Here is a 17,540-nt window from a genome sequence, read left to right on the forward strand (position 1 = left end):
GTCCACTGCTCGTTGAGAGCCTCTGCTCCCACCCACAGCCTCGTCCATTATCCCTCAGAGACTCCTTGCAAGCACATCGGACATGGCCCGTGATGAAGGTGAGATTCGTAACTGCGCCCGCTGCCGGAACCCGGCTGGCATCGTACGATGAAATCGTGCGTGCAGCGGATCCGAGCCCCCCGGAGGAACCACAGGAGAACCCGAAGAACCTGCCGCCCTGGGCGACGCCCGGACTCCGGCAGCTAGTGGGCTCCTTGATCCCGGGGGAACGGGTCAGCGTGCGTTACCGGATCGACGATCCGCAAGCGGCTTTCAGCGACGCCTTGGGCGAAGTCTCCGCTCAGGACGGCGAACGGATCGTGGTGCGCACCCGCAACGGAGCGGTGACGATTCCGATCAGCACCGTGGTGGCAGCCCGCAGGGTGCCTCCGGCTTCGAAACACCCCAGGCAACGGCCCTAGAATGGGGTCATGACCTCGGTAAAGAACTCCCCCGCCATCGCGTTGACCATCGCCGGATCAGAGGCGACCGGCGGCGCAGGAGCCCAGGCGGACCTCAAAACGTTCCAGGAGCTCGGCGTCTTCGGCATCGCTGCGCTGACCTGCATCGTCTCTTTCGATCCGAAGAAATCCTGGAATCACCGCTTCGTGCCCGTGGAACCGCAGGTGATCGCGGATCAGTTGGAGGCGATTACCGCCGCGTACCAGCCGGACCAGCTCGATACCGTCAAGATCGGCATGCTGGGCACTCCACAGACCATCGAGACCGTCGCCACAGCCCTGGGAAACCGGCCCTGGAAGCAGGTCGTGCTGGATCCGGTGCTGATCTGCAAAGGCCAGGAGCCGGGAGCCGCGCTGGATACTGATCTGGCCTTGAAAGAGCAGATCCTGCCGCTGGCCACCTTCGTCACCCCGAATCACTTCGAATCACTCTCCCTCTCCGGCATGGCGGAGATCAGCACGACGGACCAACTGGCTGAAGCCGCGCAGCGGATCCACGATTCCTGCGGCGCGGTGGTACTCGCTAAGGGCGGAGTTCGGCTCGACGGCCCGGATGCTGTGGACGTCTTTTACGACGGACATACGCTCGAAATGCTCAAGACACCCAAAGTCGGCGACGTCGCCGTATCCGGGGCCGGCTGCTCACTGGCTGCGGCGATCGCCGCAGAACTGGCTAAGGGAGCGAAACCACTTGACGCAGCCCGCACCGCCAAGGCTTTCGTCACCACCGCGATCCGTGCCAGGGTCGGTTCAAAAGCGCCTTTCGATGCGGTCTGGCAAGGATCACGCTAGCGGCAGACGCTTCGCGAGCAGAGTATTTAGAGGATCAATAGCGGAGCGCGCAAACCCGTATGGGTCTGCGCGCTCCGCTATTGATCTGTGCTGTCTGGCTCGAGGCCTATGAAGCTGCCGGCTCAGCCACGGGATAGTCCGTGTAACCGGTTTCAGCGCCGCCGTAGAACGTCGCCGGATCCGCTTCGTTGAAGTCCAGGCCGCTGCGCAACCGGAAGATGAAATCCGGATTCGCCAGAACCTGCTGCCCCACCGATTCCATATCGGCCAGGCCCTCGGAGATCAGGGTGCCGATGGCATCGGCCTGCGTTCCCGGGCGATTGACGATCAGCACGCGAGACCAGTTCTGCCGGATCCAGTGCAGCAGCTCGTCATCTCCGATGTGCATCAGGTGCAGATAGGCCAGCCCCAGATCGTTCAGCTCTTTGACCAGGTACTGGTAGGTCTTGCCGTAGTCCGGGCCTTCTTCGGTGTTTCCCGCCCCGTTATTGGGCGAGAGCCGGATGCCTACTCGATCCGCCCCGATCTCCTCGACCACAGCCCGGGCTACTTCGAGAACGAACCTGGCTCGGCCCTGGACGTCACCGCCGTAGCCGTCTTCGCGCTGATTGGTGTTGATGGACAGGAATTGATGCAGTAGATACCCGTTCGCTGAGTGCAGCTCTACACCATCGGCGCCGGCTTCAATGGCGGCTCGCGCAGCCTGACGGAACTCATCGATCACGGAGGGCAGCTCCTGAAGGGCGAGCGCGCGTGGAGTCGGGATGTCGAACTTTCCGCTTGTGGTGTACATCGTCATACCGGGGTCCACCGCGGAAGGGGCCACCGGAATCGTCTCACCAAGCGTGTTACCCGGGTGGCTCACTCGGCCCGCGTGCATGATCTGGATGACCAGGGCGCTGCCTTCCTGATGCACTGCTTCTGCGACCTCGGACCAACCCTTGATCTGGGCGTCTGTGTAGATCCCGGGAGTCAGCATGTAGCCCTGGCCTTCCGCAGAGGGCTGGGTCCCTTCCGTGATCAGCAGGCCCATGGTGGCCCGCTGGCGGTAGTACTCGACCATCAGCGTCGTGGGTACGCCCTCCCGCGTCGCCCGGTTGCGGGTCATCGGGGCCATCGCCAGTCGATTCTTCAATTCCGTCTCACCGAGCTGGATCGGATCCTGCCATGTCGCCATAGTGCTTCCACGCACCTTTCACTCCATATTCTGATGGTCAGCAGTAGAGCCCGCGGCTCCGCTACTGGGGCTAACCCGAGCACCGCAGCTAATATTCCATGCGTATTCATGCAGAATCATTCAGCCGGGCGCATGGCGTACCAGCAGCGATCCGTGCTGAGCCGCGCACGAGCCCTGCGGCCCTGTTGTACTACTTCGCTACACTGTAAGACGTTCGAGCGCACCATCCCCCATTCAGAAGGCGAAGTCGACGCAGCCATGCCAGACAGTAAGCCAGAAAACCATCAGCCGTCTCGTCAGAGCCCGGCTCCAGCCTCGACCCCCACCAGTTCGACTTCCCCGGAACCGACCCAGCGGGCGCGCCGTTTCCTGAACCGGGTCACCGATCCGTCTCTTGTTCACCCCGCGCTCATCCCCGGTATCGGCGTGGAAGCCACCGGTCGGAAATTCGCCACCAACTGGTTCGTGTTCGCGGCAGCAGCAGCCTGCGTAATCGTCGTCCTGGGCTTCGGCATCAGTGCCCCCTGGGCGTTCAGCGAGGTGGCCACCAGAATGCTCTCCTGGATCACCAGGAATTTCGGCTGGCTCTTCTCCCTGCTCACAATTGTGGTCTTCGCGTTCATGATGTGGGTGGGCTTCTCCCGCTACGGGCGGATCCGGTTGGGCCAGGATGATGAACGGCGCGAATATTCGCTGTTCTCCTGGATCGCGATGCTCTTCTCCGCGGGAATGGGTATCGGCTTACTGTTCTTCGGACCCTATGAACCGCTGACGTATTTCCTCGATGTTCCTCCCGGTGCCGAGGCCGCCGCCGGCAGCAGGGAAGCCATGCACACCGCTATGGCGCAGGTGATCTTCCACTGGGGCCCGATGGCCTGGGCTTATTACGCCCTGGTCGGCGGCGCCATCGCCTACTCCGCTTACCGGCGCGGGCGCTCCCCACTGATCTCCGCGGTCTTCGAACCCATCTTCGGGCAGAAGACCCGTGGCCCACTGGGTCACATCATCGATGTCTTCGCGATTCTGGTGACCCTGTTCGGGACCGCGGTATCACTCGGCATCGGCGTCTTGCAGATCAGCCAGGGAATCCAGATCGTCGGGGGTCTCGGTGAACTCGGCAACGGAGTCATCATCGCGCTCATGGCCCTGCTCACCTCGGCCTTCGTGATCTCCGCGATGTCGGGAATCAAACGAGGCATCCGGGCGCTGTCCAACATCAACCTGGTCCTTGCCTCGATACTCGGCCTCTCCGTACTGATCGCCGGGCCCACGCTGTTCTTGCTGAACTTCATCCCTTCCTCGGCTTTCGCCTTCGTGAACGAGCTGGGGACCATGCTGATGCGCTCCAGCACCGACGGACCAGAGGCAGCGGCATTCATGGAGAGCTGGACGACCTACTATTGGGCGTGGTGGGTCTCCTGGACTCCTTTTGTCGGCGTCTTCATCGCCAAGATCTCCCGTGGCCGCACTTTACGCGAATTCGTCACCGTGGTGATCGCTGTTCCCTCGCTGGTGTGCCTGATCTGGTTCGGCATTTTCGGCGGCACTGCGATGCTGCTGGAAAGCACCGGAACCGCGATGAACGAAAGCGGCAATGCCCAGGACGTGCTGTTCAGCCTGCTGGCCAATCTGCCTTTCGGAGCGGTGACCTCGGTCCTCGCGATGGTCTCCATCATCATCTTCTTCATCACGAGCGCGGACTCGGCATCCATCGTGATGGGGTCGATCAGCCAGCAGGGGCAGCCCGAGCCGGCCCGCTGGATCTCCGCAACCTGGGGACTCGCCCTGGGCGCCCTGGCCGGAGTGCTGCTGCTCATCGGCGGTGCCGGAACGCTCAGTGCATTGCAGTCCTTGGTCACGGTATCCGCGCTGCCCTTCGCCTTCGTGCTGATCCTGATGATGTTCTCTTGGGCGCGCGACCTCCGCACCGACCCGCTCACCCTGCGCGATGGCTATGCCAGAGCCGCGATAGCCGAAGGTGTGCGCAGGGGCATCGAAGAGCACGGCGATGATTTCGTCTTCTCCGCCGGGGCGGTAGAGCCCGGGCAAGGAGCCGGATCCTGGTTGGACTCGAAGGATCCAGCGCTGACCGAATGGTACGAAGACGCCGCAACGGGAGCGATCCCCCTCGTGAACACCGCCGATACCGGCAACTCCACAGCAGCGGGAACAGCAGAAGAAGCCGCACCCGAAGAAGCGGAACAGCAGAAGAAATTCGGAGCTAAGCCCGACGCGCCTTGAGATAGTTTCTCAAGGCATGCCGCAGGAGGAAGATCACGGTCACCAGGGCGACCCCATAGAGCCAGAAACTGCCCGCGGTATTGGCCTGGATCAGCCCGAACCTGCCGCGGGGTAGCGCCCAGAGCACGCACCCCAGGTAGGCCGCCATACCGGTGACACCTCCTATGGGCACGGAGCGAGCCCAAGCCGCGATGAAGACGATAGCGGTTCCGACCAGCAAGAGCGCCGCGAGTATGCCCCAAGGAATGAATCCCCAGCGCTGCTCATGCAACAAAGTTCCGAGCATCGACACCGCGATGCCCGCGACTACTGCGCCGAGAACGGACCTGAATCGCCCGGGGCCCGAATGACTGCGGCCGCGACGCAGCGTCTGGAATTCTTCGTGCTGGGGAAAAGGGCGCATGACGAGATCGCTCAGCGCGAACCGGTCCTGATCGACCACCGCCTGAGTGCGGTGCGCCTGAATCGCCTCCCGTTTGGCGTCGGACCAACCAATGATCGATAACCGGCCCCGTGATGAACTCGACCCAGCGTGATCCGTCAGGGTCTCATCCGCAGGCGTTGCGGAAGCGATGGCGTGTAGTAGAGGCACATCCCAGGCACCGCGCGCGGCATCAGCACTGCGAGCGGCCAGCTCGACGGCACGCACAGTCATCTCATGCGCCCGGCGATGGTCCGGGTGACCATAGCCGCCGTCAGCGGCGTAACTGACCACCGTATCCGGGCGCAGTGTGCGGATCAGCGAGGCAGTATGCTCAGCGGTTTCCTCCAGCGGAGCCAGGGTGAAGGCACCCGGTAGGACTTCAGCCGCAGGCTGCGCCCGGCCGTCCGGACCCCAGGACATCCCGGAATCCCGGTAGACTCTCGGAGCGCTCCCAGGAGCTAGCGCCGGGACTTCGCCCAGGAACATCCGCCGCTGCACGCCGAGCCGGGAGGCTGCCGCCACGAGTTCGCGAGTCCTGACCTGGGCCAGCCCGGATCCGCCATCCGGAACCGAATCCCCCGACCTGCCGGGTTTCGGTAGGCCCTGCTCCAGATGCCGCAGATCCTCCGGGATCACTTCGCCCAGTTCTCCCCGGGTCACGGTGAGCAGGGTGACATCTACACCGAGGCTGCCGAGCAGGGCCATGGTAGCGCCCGTGGTAATCGACTCATCATCCGGGTGCGCATGAACGAAGAGCACCCGGTACTGGCCATCGGGAGCACTCGGACGAGGCGGCAGGAAGCCCTGGGGAAGCGCCTTCAGGTTCTGCTGACTACTCACTGTCTATAACGTCCAGCTAGCCGGCTATCAGCTCTGTGCGCTGGTCGAGGCGTTCTGCCGCGACCGTGCGGCCCTAAGCCTCTCCGAAACGTTGAGGATGACCTTGCGGATCCGGATAGCCTCCGGGGTGATCTCCACGCATTCGTCCTCGCGGGCGAATTCGAGGGACTCCTCCAGAGTCAGCTGCCGCGGCGGGGTCAGACCTTCGAAGCTGTCCGCAGTGGAAGAGCGCATATTGGTGAGCTTCTTCTCTTTGGTGATGTTCACATCCATATCGTCGGCACGGGAATTCTCACCGACAATCATGCCCTCGTAGACCTCGGAGCCCGGCTGGATGAAGAAGCTGCCGCGCTCTTGCAGGTTGATCATGGCGAACGGAGTGGATGCCCCAGCCCGGTCCGCGACCATCGAGCCGTTGTTACGGTATTCGATAGGCCCGGCCCACGGCTCGTAGCCTTCGGCGATGGAAGAGGCGATACCGGAGCCCCGGGTGTCGGTGAGGAACTTCGTGCGGAATCCGATCAGCCCGCGCGCCGGGACGATGAACTCCATCCGGACCCAGCCCGTGCCGTGATTCGACATATTCGTCATCCGGCCTTTGCGGGAGGCCATCAGCTGGGTGACCGCACCGAGGAACTCCTCGGGCACATCGATGGTCATATGCTCCATCGGCTCGTGCACCTTGCCATCAACCGTCTTGGTCACCACCTGGGGCTTGCCAACGGTCAACTCGAAGCCTTCCCGGCGCATCTGCTCCACCAGGATCGCCAGGGCCAGCTCGCCGCGGCCCTGAACTTCCCAGGCATCCGGGCGCTGGGTCGGCAGCACCCGCAGCGAGACATTGCCGATGAGCTCCTTATCCAAGCGATCCTTGACCTGGCGAGCGGTGACTTTGGCACCGCGCACTTTACCGGCCAGAGGCGAGGTGTTGATGCCGACGGTCATGGAGATCGCGGGATCATCCACCGTGATCAAGGGAAGGGGCTGTGGGTTCTCGCTATCGGTAAGAGTCTCGCCGATGGTGATGTCCTCGATACCGGCTACCGCGACGATGTCCCCTGGGCCGGCTTCATCGGCCGGCACGCGCTCCAGAGCCTTCGTGGCGAGCAGCTCGGTGATCTTGACGTTCTTGATCGTGCCGTCCTGCCGCGCCCAGGCGACAGTCTGGCCTTTGCGCAAGGTGCCGCTGAAGATCCGCAGCAGCGCGAGCCTGCCCAGAAAGGGGGAAGCATCAAGGTTCGTCACATGGGCCTGCAGCACCGCTTCCGGGTCGTATGCAGGTGCCGGAATATGATCCAGGATGGTCTGGAAAAGCGGTTCGAGATTGTCGTTCTCGGGAGCTGAGCCATTAGCCGGGGCCTCCAGCGATGCCGCTCCGACCTTGGCAGCAGCGTAGACCACGGGCACTTCGAGAATCGCGTCAAGATCGAGATCCGGTACTTCATCGGCGAGGTCGCTGGCCAGGCCGAGCAGCAGATCCATGGTCTCCTGGACGACTTCGTCGATCCGGGCATCCGGGCGGTCAGTCTTGTTGACCACCAAGATCACCGGCAGCTTCGCGGCCAGTGCCTTGCGCAGCACGAAACGAGTCTGTGGCAGCGGCCCCTCTGAAGCATCGACCAGCAGCACAACGCCGTCGACCATGGAGAGCCCGCGCTCCACCTCACCGCCGAAGTCAGCGTGCCCCGGGGTGTCGATGACGTTGATGGTGATGTCCTGGTCGTTCGACGCCGGCCCACGATAAGCCACCGCCGTGTTCTTGGCCAGGATGGTGATGCCCTTCTCCTTCTCCAGGTCACCGGAATCCATCACCCGATCCGCCACCTCGCCGTGGCTGGAAAAAGCATTGGTCTGCCGGAGCATGGCGTCAACCAGAGTGGTCTTGCCGTGGTCAACGTGCGCCACGATGGCCACATTGCGCAGATCATCACGGCGGGCAGTCAGGTGGTCAGACATACGGGAAGACTCGTTTCGGAAGAGAAGATGAAGCAAAGGCAAGGTAGTGGAGGATCGTGACTGCTTCTAGGCAGTTATGCACAACCTTCTCAATTCTAGACCGCAGTTCCGGTAGTACCTAAATAAGCTGGGAGAATCACAGCCGCGAGTTGGATCGTCAAAGAATCTTCAGCGATGATTAATCATGGCCCGGCCATGCCCTTCGGGGACATCAATACGGTATGGGATCGGCATTTTCTCCCCCACCTCGTCAACGATGAGGCCACCAGAACAAAGAGAAAAGGAGACGCGCTCATGACTACCGCACCCGCTTCTCCTGCCGATGCCGATAATGCCCACAAGACGATAGAGAATGGTTTCTGGCGGCGTTTCTGGGCTGTCTTCCTGATAGCAACCCTCGGGGTCGGTATGATCATCGACCGCACATCTTTCGTGCCCACACCGAATCACGCCAAAGTCTTCCAGAACGCCGAAGCCGCGGGCTTGGACGCCGGGGTGCCGGACGGCACCCAGTTCTGGAATCCGGAAACCGGACGTCTCAGCACGGCGATTGCTGATCTTTCGAATATGGCGCTGCTGATCGGCGACTCCCAATCTGGCGGTGCGGTCGGCGTCAGAGGTGACCAGACCTGGACGCAGCTGGCGCTGAGTTCACTCGGTTACAAGGTCGCTTTCTACGGACGGGGCGGTACCGGGTTCGTCGCATCCACCTCACGCGCAATGAACTACCGGGACTCTCTGGAGCGCAGCGCCTGGGCGCTTCCCTATGGCAAGAATCCGAGGAAACCAGGGCCTCTGATCGTGGTTCAGGGAGGCGGCAACGACGCCACGCAGCGCGCCTCTGATGAAGCGATTCTGACGAACGCGCGGGAGCTGATCGCTGATCTCCGAGCAGATTTCCCCAAGTCCCACATCGTGATGATCGGCACGCTGGCGAAGAGCTCGGAGGCCGGCGGAGGCCGACGGAATGCCATCAACGGTTTACTGGCGAAGTTCGCAGAAAAGGAGCAGGTGCCCTTCATTAGCGTAGGCGATTGGATCAGCCGGTATCAGCTCACCGGCCAACTGGCCGATGGCGTTCATCTGACCGCGGCAGGTCATCGCGCATTGGTCGAACCATTGCGTCAGGAATTCGAGGCCCTGGGCGTTACCGGGCCGAAGAACTGAACACAGACTCTACAAGCTCAACCGGAAAGCCCTGCGATGAGCGAGTGCGGACTCGCTCATCGCAGGGCTTTCTTCGGCTAGCTTCTTTAGCTGGCTTCTTTAGCTAGCTTCGGAATGCAGCTGCAGGTTTCCGCCGGGGATCGCAGCGAGTAGTTTCTTCGTGTACTGCGTCTGCGGGGAATCGAAGACCTCATCGGTAGTCCCGGTCTCTACGAGTTTGCCGCTTTCCATCACACAGACTTGATCCGCGATCTGACGTACTACCGCGAGGTCGTGAGTGATGAACAGGTACGTCAACCCGCGCTCCGCCTGGAGTTCTGCGAGCAGATTCAGAACCTGAGCCTGGACCAAGACGTCGAGCGCGGAGACCGCCTCGTCGCAGATCAGCACCTCGGGATCCAGAGCCAGGGCCCTGGCGATAGCGACTCGTTGACGTTGTCCGCCGGAGAGCTCATTGGGGAAGCGGCGCATCATCGATGCCGGCAGGGCCACTGCGTCCAAGAGCTCGCGGACTTTCTGCTCGCGGCTCTTCCGATCCCCAATGCCGTGGACCCTTAAAGGCTCCTCGATGGTCCGGTAGATATTGAAGATCGGGTCCAGGGAGCCGTATGGATCCTGGAAGATCGGCTGCACGCGACGCCGGAAAGCGAAGAACTCTTTACGGCCAAGCCCGTTCATATTCACACCGTCAAAGAAGATCTCACCGCTCGTGGGTTCTTCGAGGCCGAGCAGCATTTTCGCGATCGTCGATTTGCCCGAGCCGGACTCCCCCACGACCGCCGTCGTCGTGCCCTGTGCAACCGAGAAAGAGACCTGGTCAACCGCAGTGAAGTCGGTCTTGCGGCCGATCGACCCGGTGCGGAGCTTGTAGACCTTGGTCAGATCCTTGATCCGGATGAGCTCATTAGCAGCAGCTGAGGCTTTCCCCGCGGTCGGCGCCAAAAGGTCCTTGGCGTCTTCCGTCTCGGCCTCCTTGGCCACCTGAATCCGGCGGGAGGCCAGTGAAGGGGCAGAGGCGACAAGCCGTTTGGTGTAAGGATGCTGCGGGTTCTGCAGCAGTTCCAGTGCGGGGCCGGCTTCCACCACTTGCCCCTTGTACATCACCACAACTTTTTCGGCCCGCTCGGCAGCGAGTCCGAGGTCATGGGTGATCAGCAAAACCGCGGTACCGAGCTCCTGGGTCATCTTCTCCAAATGGTCCAGAATCTGCCGCTGGACCGTGACATCGAGGGCGGAGGTCGGTTCATCCGCGATAAGCAGCCGGGGCTGGCAGGAGAGGCCGATCGCGATGAGCGCTCGCTGACGCATACCGCCGGAGAACTCGTGCGGGAACTGCCTGGCACGCCGCTCGGCGTCCGGCAGGCCGGCCTCGGAGAGCACTTTCGTGACATCCGACTGTGCCGATGGCAATCCGTTGGCCTTGAGCGTCTCACGCACCTGGAAGCCGATCTTCCAGACCGGGTTCAGATTGGACATCGGGTCCTGCGGGACCATGCCGATGGAGTTGCCGCGGAGCTGAGTCATCCGCTTCTCGCTGGCGTGAGAGATGTCTTCTCCGTCGAACAGAATCTGCCCACCGGTCACTTCGCCGTTATTGGCCAGTAGCCCGATAGCAGCCAGGGCCGTGGTGGATTTCCCGGAACCAGACTCCCCCACGATGGCCACGGTCTGGCCGGGGAAGATGGTCAGGTTCGCGTTCCGTACGCCCTTGGACTTCCCCGCAGAGGTGGTGAAGGTGATCTCGAGATCCCGGATGTCCAGTAAGGGAACCTCCGTTGAAGAGACTGTCTCCTGCTCGGCGTTCATCGCTTTCTCGCCTTCGGGTCGAGGGCGTCGCGTACCGCGTCACCGAGCATGATGAAGCTCAGCACGGTGACCGAAAGCGCGATCGCCGGGTAGATCAGGACTTGAGGGTCGGTACGGATCGACGCCTGAGCGGCAGAGATGTCATTGCCCCAGGACATGATCGAGCTGGGAAGACCGATGCCCAGGTAGGACAGCGTGGCCTCTGCGACGATGAAGATGCCCAGGGACACCGTGGCGATTACGATTACCGGGGCCACCGCGTTCGGGATGACGTGCCGTACCAATGCGCCGAACCTTGATACACCGAGAGCGCGAGCTGCGACCACGTAATCCGAGCTCTTCGCCTCGATCACCGCGGCACGGGTGATCCTGGCCGTCTGCGGCCAGCCGAAGAGAACAAGCACCAGCACTACCGTCCAGACCCCGCGGTTGGCCTGGAATTCCTCGCGCTGCATGACTACCAGAGCACCGAGTACCAGGGGCAGCGCGAAGACGATATCGATCAGCCGGGCGATGAGCGAATCTACCCAGCCTCCGTAATAACCGGCCAGAGCGCCCATCATGCCGCCGAACAGGACGACGCCGAGTGTAGCGAAGATGCCCACCGACACCGAAGCCTGAGTGCCATAGATCACCCGTGAGTAAATATCGCAGCCCTGGAAGTTGTAGCCGAGGACGCTCTCCCCACCCGGCCCTCGCAAGGACCGTGAAAGCTCACAGGATCGCGGATCGACCTGGGTGAAGAGCTGCGGGAAGAAAGACACCACCAAGACCAGGAGAATCAAAACAGCGGAAATCAGGAAGAGCGGGTTGCGCCGAAGACTGGCCCAGGCATCCGCCCAGAGGCTCCGCGGAGCATCATCGCTGACGGCGCTATCCGTCTCTGCCAGCGGCGTCTCCTCGAGCGGGGCCACATAGTGTTCGATGGTGCGGTTACTTTTCATAGCGAATCCTCGGATCGAGCCAGGCGTAGAGCACGTCGACCAGCAAGTTGGCCAAGACGAAGATCAAGACCAGGAAGCTGACGATGGCCACAATAGTGGGGCCTTCGCCGCGCAGAATCGCCTGGTAGAGCTTGTTGCCCACACCAGGGATGTTGAAGATGCCTTCCGTGACGATCGCGCCTCCCATCAGTGCACCGATATCCGCACCGAGGAAGGTGACCACCGGGATCATCGAGTTCCGCAAGATATGCACGGTGACGACCCGCTGGCGGGGCAGTCCCTTAGCCGTGGCCGTGCGGACATAATCGGCGTTGGCGTTCTCCGCCACCGTGGTGCGGGTCAGCCGGACGACATAGGCGAAGGAGACCGCACCGAGCACGATAGCCGGGAGGATCAAAGAGGTGAAGGTCGGTCTAGGGCCGACTGTCGGCGGGAACCAGCCGAGCTGGAGACCGAAGACCAGCTGCAGCACGAACCCGAGCACGAAGACCGGAATCGCGATCACGAAAAGGGAGGCCACGAGAACCGTGCTGTCGAAGAGCTTGCCCTTGCGCAGGCCGGCGATGAGTCCGAAGGCTACGCCGAAGATGGCTTCGAAAGCCAGCGCCATCACTGCGAGCGTCGCAGTCACCGGGAAGATCTGAGCGAGCGATTGGCTGATCGACTGACCGGTGAAGTCAACACCGAGGTTGAAGGTCACCACATTCTTGAGGAAGAGCAGGTACTGAACGAAGAATGGCTGGTCCAGGTTGTACTGGGCGCGTAGGGAGTTGATCACCGCCTCAGACGGCTGGCGCTCTCCGAAGAGCGCTCGGATCGGATCGCCGGGAACAGCGAATACCAGGGCATAGACCAGAAGAGTAGCCCCGAGGAAGACCGGAATGATCTGCAGGAGGCGGCGAATCACAAAGCGGAGCATTTACTGCTCTCCCCCTCGGCAACCGGATGGATTGAAAAGATTGTTCACGTATTGTTTCCGTACTTCATGCCCGCAGGCTGCGACCCGGCGTCATAGCGCCGGGTCGCAGCCTGCGAATCAACGTCCGAGAATGACTCTAGCTGGTTTTGGTGATGTCGAAGTACCGCACCACGCCACGCCAATCCGTATCAACATTGCTCACTTTACTGCTCCAGGCAGTCTGGATCGAGGTATTCCAGAGCGGCAAGTTGGGCAGATCCTTGAACAGGATCTCCTGAGCCTGGTTGTACTTCGCTGCTGCTTCTTCCTGGTTGGCGGCGTTCAAGCCGTCCTGGAGGAGCTGGTCGAATTCCGGGTTGGAGTACTTCTCGTAGTTCGAGCTGCCGTCGGTGGAGAGCACCGGAGCCAGGAAGTTGTAGATGGACGGGTAGTCCGCCTGCCATCCGGCCCGGACCATGCCGTCGAGCGTCCGGTTAAGTCGGTCATCGAGCAGAGTGGCGAACTTCGGGAACGGCTTGCCCTCCACCTGGATGCCCAGGGTATTGGTGATCTGGTTGGCTACCGCGTCTACCCATTCCTTGTTGCCGCCATCGGTGTTATACGCGATGGTCAGCGGCTGCGAATCGTCCCAGGGCTGCATCTGATTGGCCTGATCCCAAGCCTGCTTGGCCTTCTCGGCATCGAACTGGAGAACCTCATTACCGGGAATGTCCGAGCTGTAACCCGGCAGGCCCGGAGGGGCGAAGCCCTTCGCGGGAGTACGGGTGTTATTGAAGACCACCTGGGTGATTTCTTCGCGGTTGATCGCCTGAGAGATCGCCGCGCGCCGGAGCTTACCGGCCTCGCCCTGGAACTGGTTTAGGTAAACCGGGATGTTCAGGGTCGAGTTCGCAGCGGATTCTTTATTCTGCGAGCGGCCCGGTAGATCCGTTTCATAGGTGCGCAGGGCATTCGTCGGGATCACATCGGTGACGTCGAGAGTATCGCCCTGGACTTCGGTGTAAGCAGGTGCCGGATCGGTGTAGAACTTGAACTCGATACCGCCGTTCTGCGCTTCCCGCGGCCCCTGGTAATCATCATTCTTGACCAGGGAAACACCGCGATCCCGCTGCCAGGCATCCGGCGAAGCGAGCTTGTACGGGCCGTTGCCGATGGGGCTCTGGCCATAGGCCGTGATGTCCTGGTAAGCCTTGGACGGCATCGGGTAGTAAGCCGAGTAGCCCAGGCGCAGCGGCCACTCCGGGTCAGCAGCGGAAAGCGCCACGGTGAACGTCGTGTCATCGACGACGTTCAGACCGGACATAGTCTGCGCGGTCGGTGCGGGCCTGGCGCTGTCGCCTTCGCCTTCGGTGGCGCTGACCGCGTCGAAGCCCTGAATCCCGGAGAAGAAGTCGGAGTTCCGCATCGCGTTGGTGCTCAGCGCAGCGTAGTTCCAGCTGTCCACGAAGCTCTGAGCGTTGACTGCCTCACCATCGGTGAAGGTCTGGCCGCTCTTGATCTTGACCGTGTAATTCTGCTGATCGCTGCTCTCAACGGACTCAGCCAGCTCCTTGACCGGCTTGCCCTCTTTGTCGTAGCTGTAAAGACCCTGGAAGAGCATATCGACAATGCGTCCGCCGAAGACTTCGCCGGTATCAGCCGGGACCAGGGGGCGCTGCGGCTCATTGCCGTAAGCGCTGATGATCGCGTTGGGATCGGCTTCGCCGCCAGCGTTATTGCCGCCACCGCTGCCGCAGGCGGTCAGAGCAAGTGCAGCGATGGCTGCCATGCCAATGGCTTGGGAAGTACGTTTGAAACGCATTCCGCCTCCTATATACAGTGTGCGAGGTAGTGACCCGGCCCGGAGGCCCGGATCGTTCATGGCGCACGACGTGACGCGCACAACATGAACGCATGATGAACTAGAGTAATGCCCAAGTGGGTCTCGTCACAATCTAGATGAAGATCGTTCGTAAAAGTTAGCCACTTGGCTATCTCAGGTGGTAGTCGCCGGGGCCGATAGAAAGAGCATCGGTATTCTGCGTCGACCATCCAAAACAGTTTTTAGTGTCGGTTTCAGTCGGTTCAGTTGGTTTTGGTGATGTCGAAGTACCGCACCTGACCAACCCAATCCGTTTCAACGTTGCTGACCTTAGTGCTCCAGCCGATCTGCACCGAGCGATTCCACAATGGCACCGTCGGCAGATCCTCGAACAGGATCTCCTGCGCCTGGTTGTACTTCGCTACGGCTTCCTCCTGGTTCGGCGCACTCAAGCCCTCCTCGAGGAGCTGATCGAACTCCGGGTTCGAGTACTTCTCAAGGTTCGAGCTGGCACCAGTGGCCAGAAGCGGAGCCAGGAAGTTGTAGATAGAGGGGTAATCGGCGGTCCACCCTCCGCGTGACAGGCCGTCAAGCGAAAGATTCACCCGATCGTCCAGCATGGTGGCGAACTTCGGGTAGGGCTCTCCCTCCACCCGGATCCCCAGGTTGCTGCTGATCTGATTGGCGACCGCGTCCGCCCACTCCTTGTGTCCGCCATCGGTGTTATACGCGATGGTCAGCGGCTGCGAATCATTCCAGGGCTGCATCTGATTGGCCTGATCCCAAGCCTGCTTGGCCTTTTCGACATCGAACTGGAGAACCTCATTACCGGGAATGTCCGAGGTGTAACCCGGCAGCACCGAAGGAGCGAAATTCTCAGCCGATGTCCGCGTACCGTTGAAGATCACCTGGGCGATCTCTTCGCGGTTGATCGCCTGGGAGATCGCCGCACGGCGCAGCTGCCCGGCTTCACCCTGGAACTGCTCCAGGTACCCCGGGATGACCAGAGTGTCGTTACCCGCATACTCTTTGTTCTGCGAACGGCCGGCGAGGTCAGTCTCATAGGTTCGCAGAGCATTCGCCGGCATCACATCGAGAACATCGAGGCTGTCATCCTGAATCTGGGTGTAGGCCGGTGCCGGGTCGGTATAGAACTGGAATTCGATGCCACCGTTCTTGGCCTCCCGCGGCCCCTGGTAGTCATCGTTCTTGACTAGGGAAACACCGCGATCCCGCTGCCAGGCATCCGGGGATGCGAGCTTGTACGGGCCGTTGCCGATCGGGCTCTGGCCATAGGTGCTGATATCTTCGAAAGCTTTGGCCGGCATCGGGTAGTACGCGGTATACCCCAAACGCAGCGGCCACTCCGGGTCCGGAGCGGAGAGCGCCACGGTGAACGTGGTGTCGTCCACGACGCTCAACCCGGACATCGTCTGCGCCTTGGGCGCCGGCTGTTCGTTCTCGCCTTCGCCTTCGGTGGCGCTGACCTCATCGAATCCATCGATGGTGGAGAAAAAGTAGGCGTTCCGCATCGCATTGGTGCTCAGTGCGGCGTAGTTCCAGCTGTCCACGAAGCTCTGGGCGGTCACCGCTTCACCGTCGGTGAAGGTTTGGCCGCTCTTGATCGTGACCGTGTAATTCTGCTGATCGCTGCTCTCGACGGACTCGGCGAGCTCTTCAACCGGGCCGCCTTCCATGTCGTAGCTGTAGAGACCTTGGAAGAGCATGCTGACGATGCGTCCGCCGAAGACTTCGCCGGTATCTGCCGGGATCAGGGGACGCTGCGGCTCGTTGCCGTAAACGCTGATAATCGCGTTGGGATCGGCTTCGCCGCCGGCGTTGTTGCCGCCGCCGCTGCACGCGGTCAGGACGAGGGCAGCAATCGCGGCTGTGCTGATGGCTTAGGAAGTACGCGTGAAACGCATTCCGCCTCCTATGCATTGTGCGAGGTAGTGACGCGACCCGAAGGTCCGGACCGCCCGCGACACAATGTGACGCGCGCAACATTAATGAATGCTGAACAGCGTAATGCCCAAGTGGTGCTCATCACAATAAAGATGAAAATCGTTCGTAAAAATTAACGCCAGGACTGTGTTCGGTGGTAGCCGCTAGTAGCCGGACGCAGCACGTCAGAACTCTCTTACCCTGGAGCTAATGCCGCACGAAGAGCGGAAGCCGCTCTGCCTAGATCAGAGTCCGCTGAATCTCGTCGAGCTGCCCTCTCCTGCAGCACGAGACCGTCACCGACCCAACGCGGAATGACGTGCAGGTGACTGTGCTGGATCTCCTGCGACGCGGCTTCCCCGTCCGCCAGCCAAAGATTGACGCCATCGCAGCGAAGCCCTGAGGATCTCAGGGCAGCCGCCATAGTCTGGGCAAGAGACATCATCCGAGCCAGGGCAGAAGAAGGGATCTCTGCCAAACGGGCAGCATGCTTCGCAGGAACGATCAACAGGTGCCCATCATTGATGGGCCGAATATCCAGGAAGACCACCGCATCGTCATCTGCCCAGATAATTTCCGCGTCTGCGCGCCCGGCGGCAATATCGCAGAAAATGCAGCCTGTTAACTCACCCACTGGAACATCGTGCGCCAGCGCTTGCAAACGCGTCCAGGTCACTATAAATCAAAGGCTCGCCCACATAGAGCGCTGCGATAATACGAGTAAGGACTCTGCACGCAGCGGGTACGGGTCTGCCCCGGGTTTGGTTGACAGTTGGGGTTTGGGGTGATCAGGCCGCTTTCGCGTCCGTGTAGATCGTCTCAAACTCTACGGGAGTGAGTTTGCCGAGGCCGCGTTGCCGGCGTCTTCGGTTGTACTTCGTTTCGATCCAGGAAACGATCGCGAGGCGGAGGTCAGCGCGAGTGTTCCAGCATCTCGTGTTGAGCACGTTCTTCTGAAGCAGGCTGAAGAAACTCTCCATGCTCGCGTTATCGCCAGCTCCGTAGGACCGGCCCATGGAGCCGATAAGG

At 61.4% G+C, this 17,540-nt stretch carries 15 protein-coding genes; 5 read left to right on the forward strand and 10 right to left on the reverse strand.

Annotation, left to right across the window (positions count from 1 at the left end; translation table 11 throughout):
• The first annotated feature begins 155 nt into the window (after positions 1-155).
• On the forward strand, positions 156-461 hold the full coding sequence (locus C501_RS13945; RefSeq protein WP_245532412.1) for a putative acetyltransferase: 306 nt from the start codon (positions 156-158) through the stop codon (positions 459-461).
• A 9-nt stretch (positions 462-470) separates the two neighbouring features.
• Entirely contained in the window at positions 471-1,292 is an 822-nt protein-coding gene (locus C501_RS0105020; protein ID WP_018134543.1) for a hydroxymethylpyrimidine/phosphomethylpyrimidine kinase, read from the forward strand.
• A 106-nt stretch (positions 1,293-1,398) separates the two neighbouring features.
• On the opposite strand, the gene C501_RS0105025 is transcribed toward C501_RS0105020, so the two are convergent.
• Positions 1,399-2,469, reverse strand: coding sequence for an alkene reductase (locus C501_RS0105025; protein WP_018134544.1), 1,071 nt, complete (start codon positions 2,467-2,469; stop codon positions 1,399-1,401).
• Between the two features lie 258 nt (positions 2,470-2,727).
• Between C501_RS0105025 and C501_RS0105030 the strand changes: the two genes are divergently transcribed.
• Positions 2,728-4,710, forward strand: coding sequence for a BCCT family transporter (locus C501_RS0105030; protein ID WP_018134545.1), 1,983 nt, complete (start codon positions 2,728-2,730; stop codon positions 4,708-4,710).
• Here the strand turns inward: C501_RS0105030 and C501_RS0105035 are convergent.
• Both C501_RS0105035 and typA read right to left on the reverse strand, forming a co-directional pair.
• Complete coding sequence (locus C501_RS0105035; protein ID WP_018134546.1) at positions 4,691-5,974, reverse strand: PIG-L family deacetylase; 1,284 nt, start codon at positions 5,972-5,974, stop codon at positions 4,691-4,693. The genes C501_RS0105030 and C501_RS0105035 overlap by 20 nt on opposite strands.
• A 27-nt stretch (positions 5,975-6,001) precedes the next feature.
• The gene (gene typA, locus C501_RS0105040) at positions 6,002-7,930 is read right to left on the reverse strand and encodes a translational GTPase TypA (protein ID WP_018134547.1); all 1,929 of its coding nucleotides are present in this window, start codon (positions 7,928-7,930) and stop codon (positions 6,002-6,004) included.
• 294 nt (positions 7,931-8,224) lie between these two features.
• On the opposite strand from typA, the gene C501_RS12570 reads away from it, so the two are divergent.
• Positions 8,225-9,097 carry an SGNH/GDSL hydrolase family protein gene (locus C501_RS12570; protein ID WP_051064475.1) on the forward strand — a complete coding sequence of 291 codons (873 nt, stop codon included), beginning with the start codon at positions 8,225-8,227 and terminating at the stop codon, positions 9,095-9,097.
• Between the two features lie 99 nt (positions 9,098-9,196).
• On the opposite strand, the gene C501_RS0105050 is transcribed toward C501_RS12570, so the two are convergent.
• The 5 genes from C501_RS0105050 to C501_RS12575 all read right to left on the reverse strand — a co-directional run bounded on the left by C501_RS0105050 (position 9,197) and on the right by C501_RS12575 (position 16,294).
• Positions 9,197-10,903, reverse strand: coding sequence for a dipeptide ABC transporter ATP-binding protein (locus C501_RS0105050; RefSeq protein ID WP_018134548.1), 1,707 nt, complete (start codon positions 10,901-10,903; stop codon positions 9,197-9,199).
• Positions 10,900-11,847, reverse strand: coding sequence for an ABC transporter permease (locus tag C501_RS0105055; RefSeq protein WP_026174632.1), 948 nt, complete (start codon positions 11,845-11,847; stop codon positions 10,900-10,902). The genes C501_RS0105050 and C501_RS0105055 overlap by 4 nt, the downstream gene beginning before the upstream one ends.
• On the reverse strand, positions 11,837-12,766 hold the full coding sequence (locus C501_RS0105060) for an ABC transporter permease (RefSeq protein ID WP_018134550.1): 930 nt from the start codon (positions 12,764-12,766) through the stop codon (positions 11,837-11,839). The genes C501_RS0105055 and C501_RS0105060 overlap by 11 nt, the downstream gene beginning before the upstream one ends.
• 136 nt (positions 12,767-12,902) lie before the next feature.
• Positions 12,903-14,567, reverse strand: a complete 1,665-nt coding sequence (locus tag C501_RS0105065; RefSeq protein WP_018134551.1) for a peptide ABC transporter substrate-binding protein — start codon at positions 14,565-14,567, stop codon at positions 12,903-12,905.
• A gap of 263 nt (positions 14,568-14,830) precedes the next feature.
• A complete protein-coding gene (locus C501_RS12575) occupies positions 14,831-16,294 on the reverse strand; it encodes an ABC transporter substrate-binding protein (protein ID WP_018134552.1) in 1,464 nt (487 codons plus the stop codon).
• Between C501_RS12575 and C501_RS14860 the strand changes: the two genes are divergently transcribed.
• Complete coding sequence (locus C501_RS14860) at positions 16,283-16,648, forward strand: hypothetical protein (RefSeq protein WP_342662521.1); 366 nt, start codon at positions 16,283-16,285, stop codon at positions 16,646-16,648. The two genes, C501_RS12575 and C501_RS14860, sit on opposite strands and share 12 nt — an antisense overlap.
• Before the next feature lie 59 nt (positions 16,649-16,707).
• Here the strand turns inward: C501_RS14860 and C501_RS0105075 are convergent, their stop codons facing one another.
• Both C501_RS0105075 and C501_RS0105080 read right to left on the reverse strand, forming a co-directional pair.
• The gene (locus C501_RS0105075) at positions 16,708-17,145 is read right to left on the reverse strand and encodes an HIT family protein (protein WP_026174633.1); all 438 of its coding nucleotides are present in this window, start codon (positions 17,143-17,145) and stop codon (positions 16,708-16,710) included.
• A gap of 154 nt (positions 17,146-17,299) precedes the next feature.
• The coding region (locus tag C501_RS0105080) for an integrase core domain-containing protein (protein ID WP_018134554.1) at positions 17,300-17,540 on the reverse strand (241 nt) is incomplete at its 5' end.

Origin of the sequence: Acaricomes phytoseiuli DSM 14247 (genome assembly GCF_000376245.1) — a bacterium.
Taxonomy (GTDB): Bacteria; Actinomycetota; Actinomycetes; order Actinomycetales; family Micrococcaceae; genus Renibacterium; species Renibacterium phytoseiuli.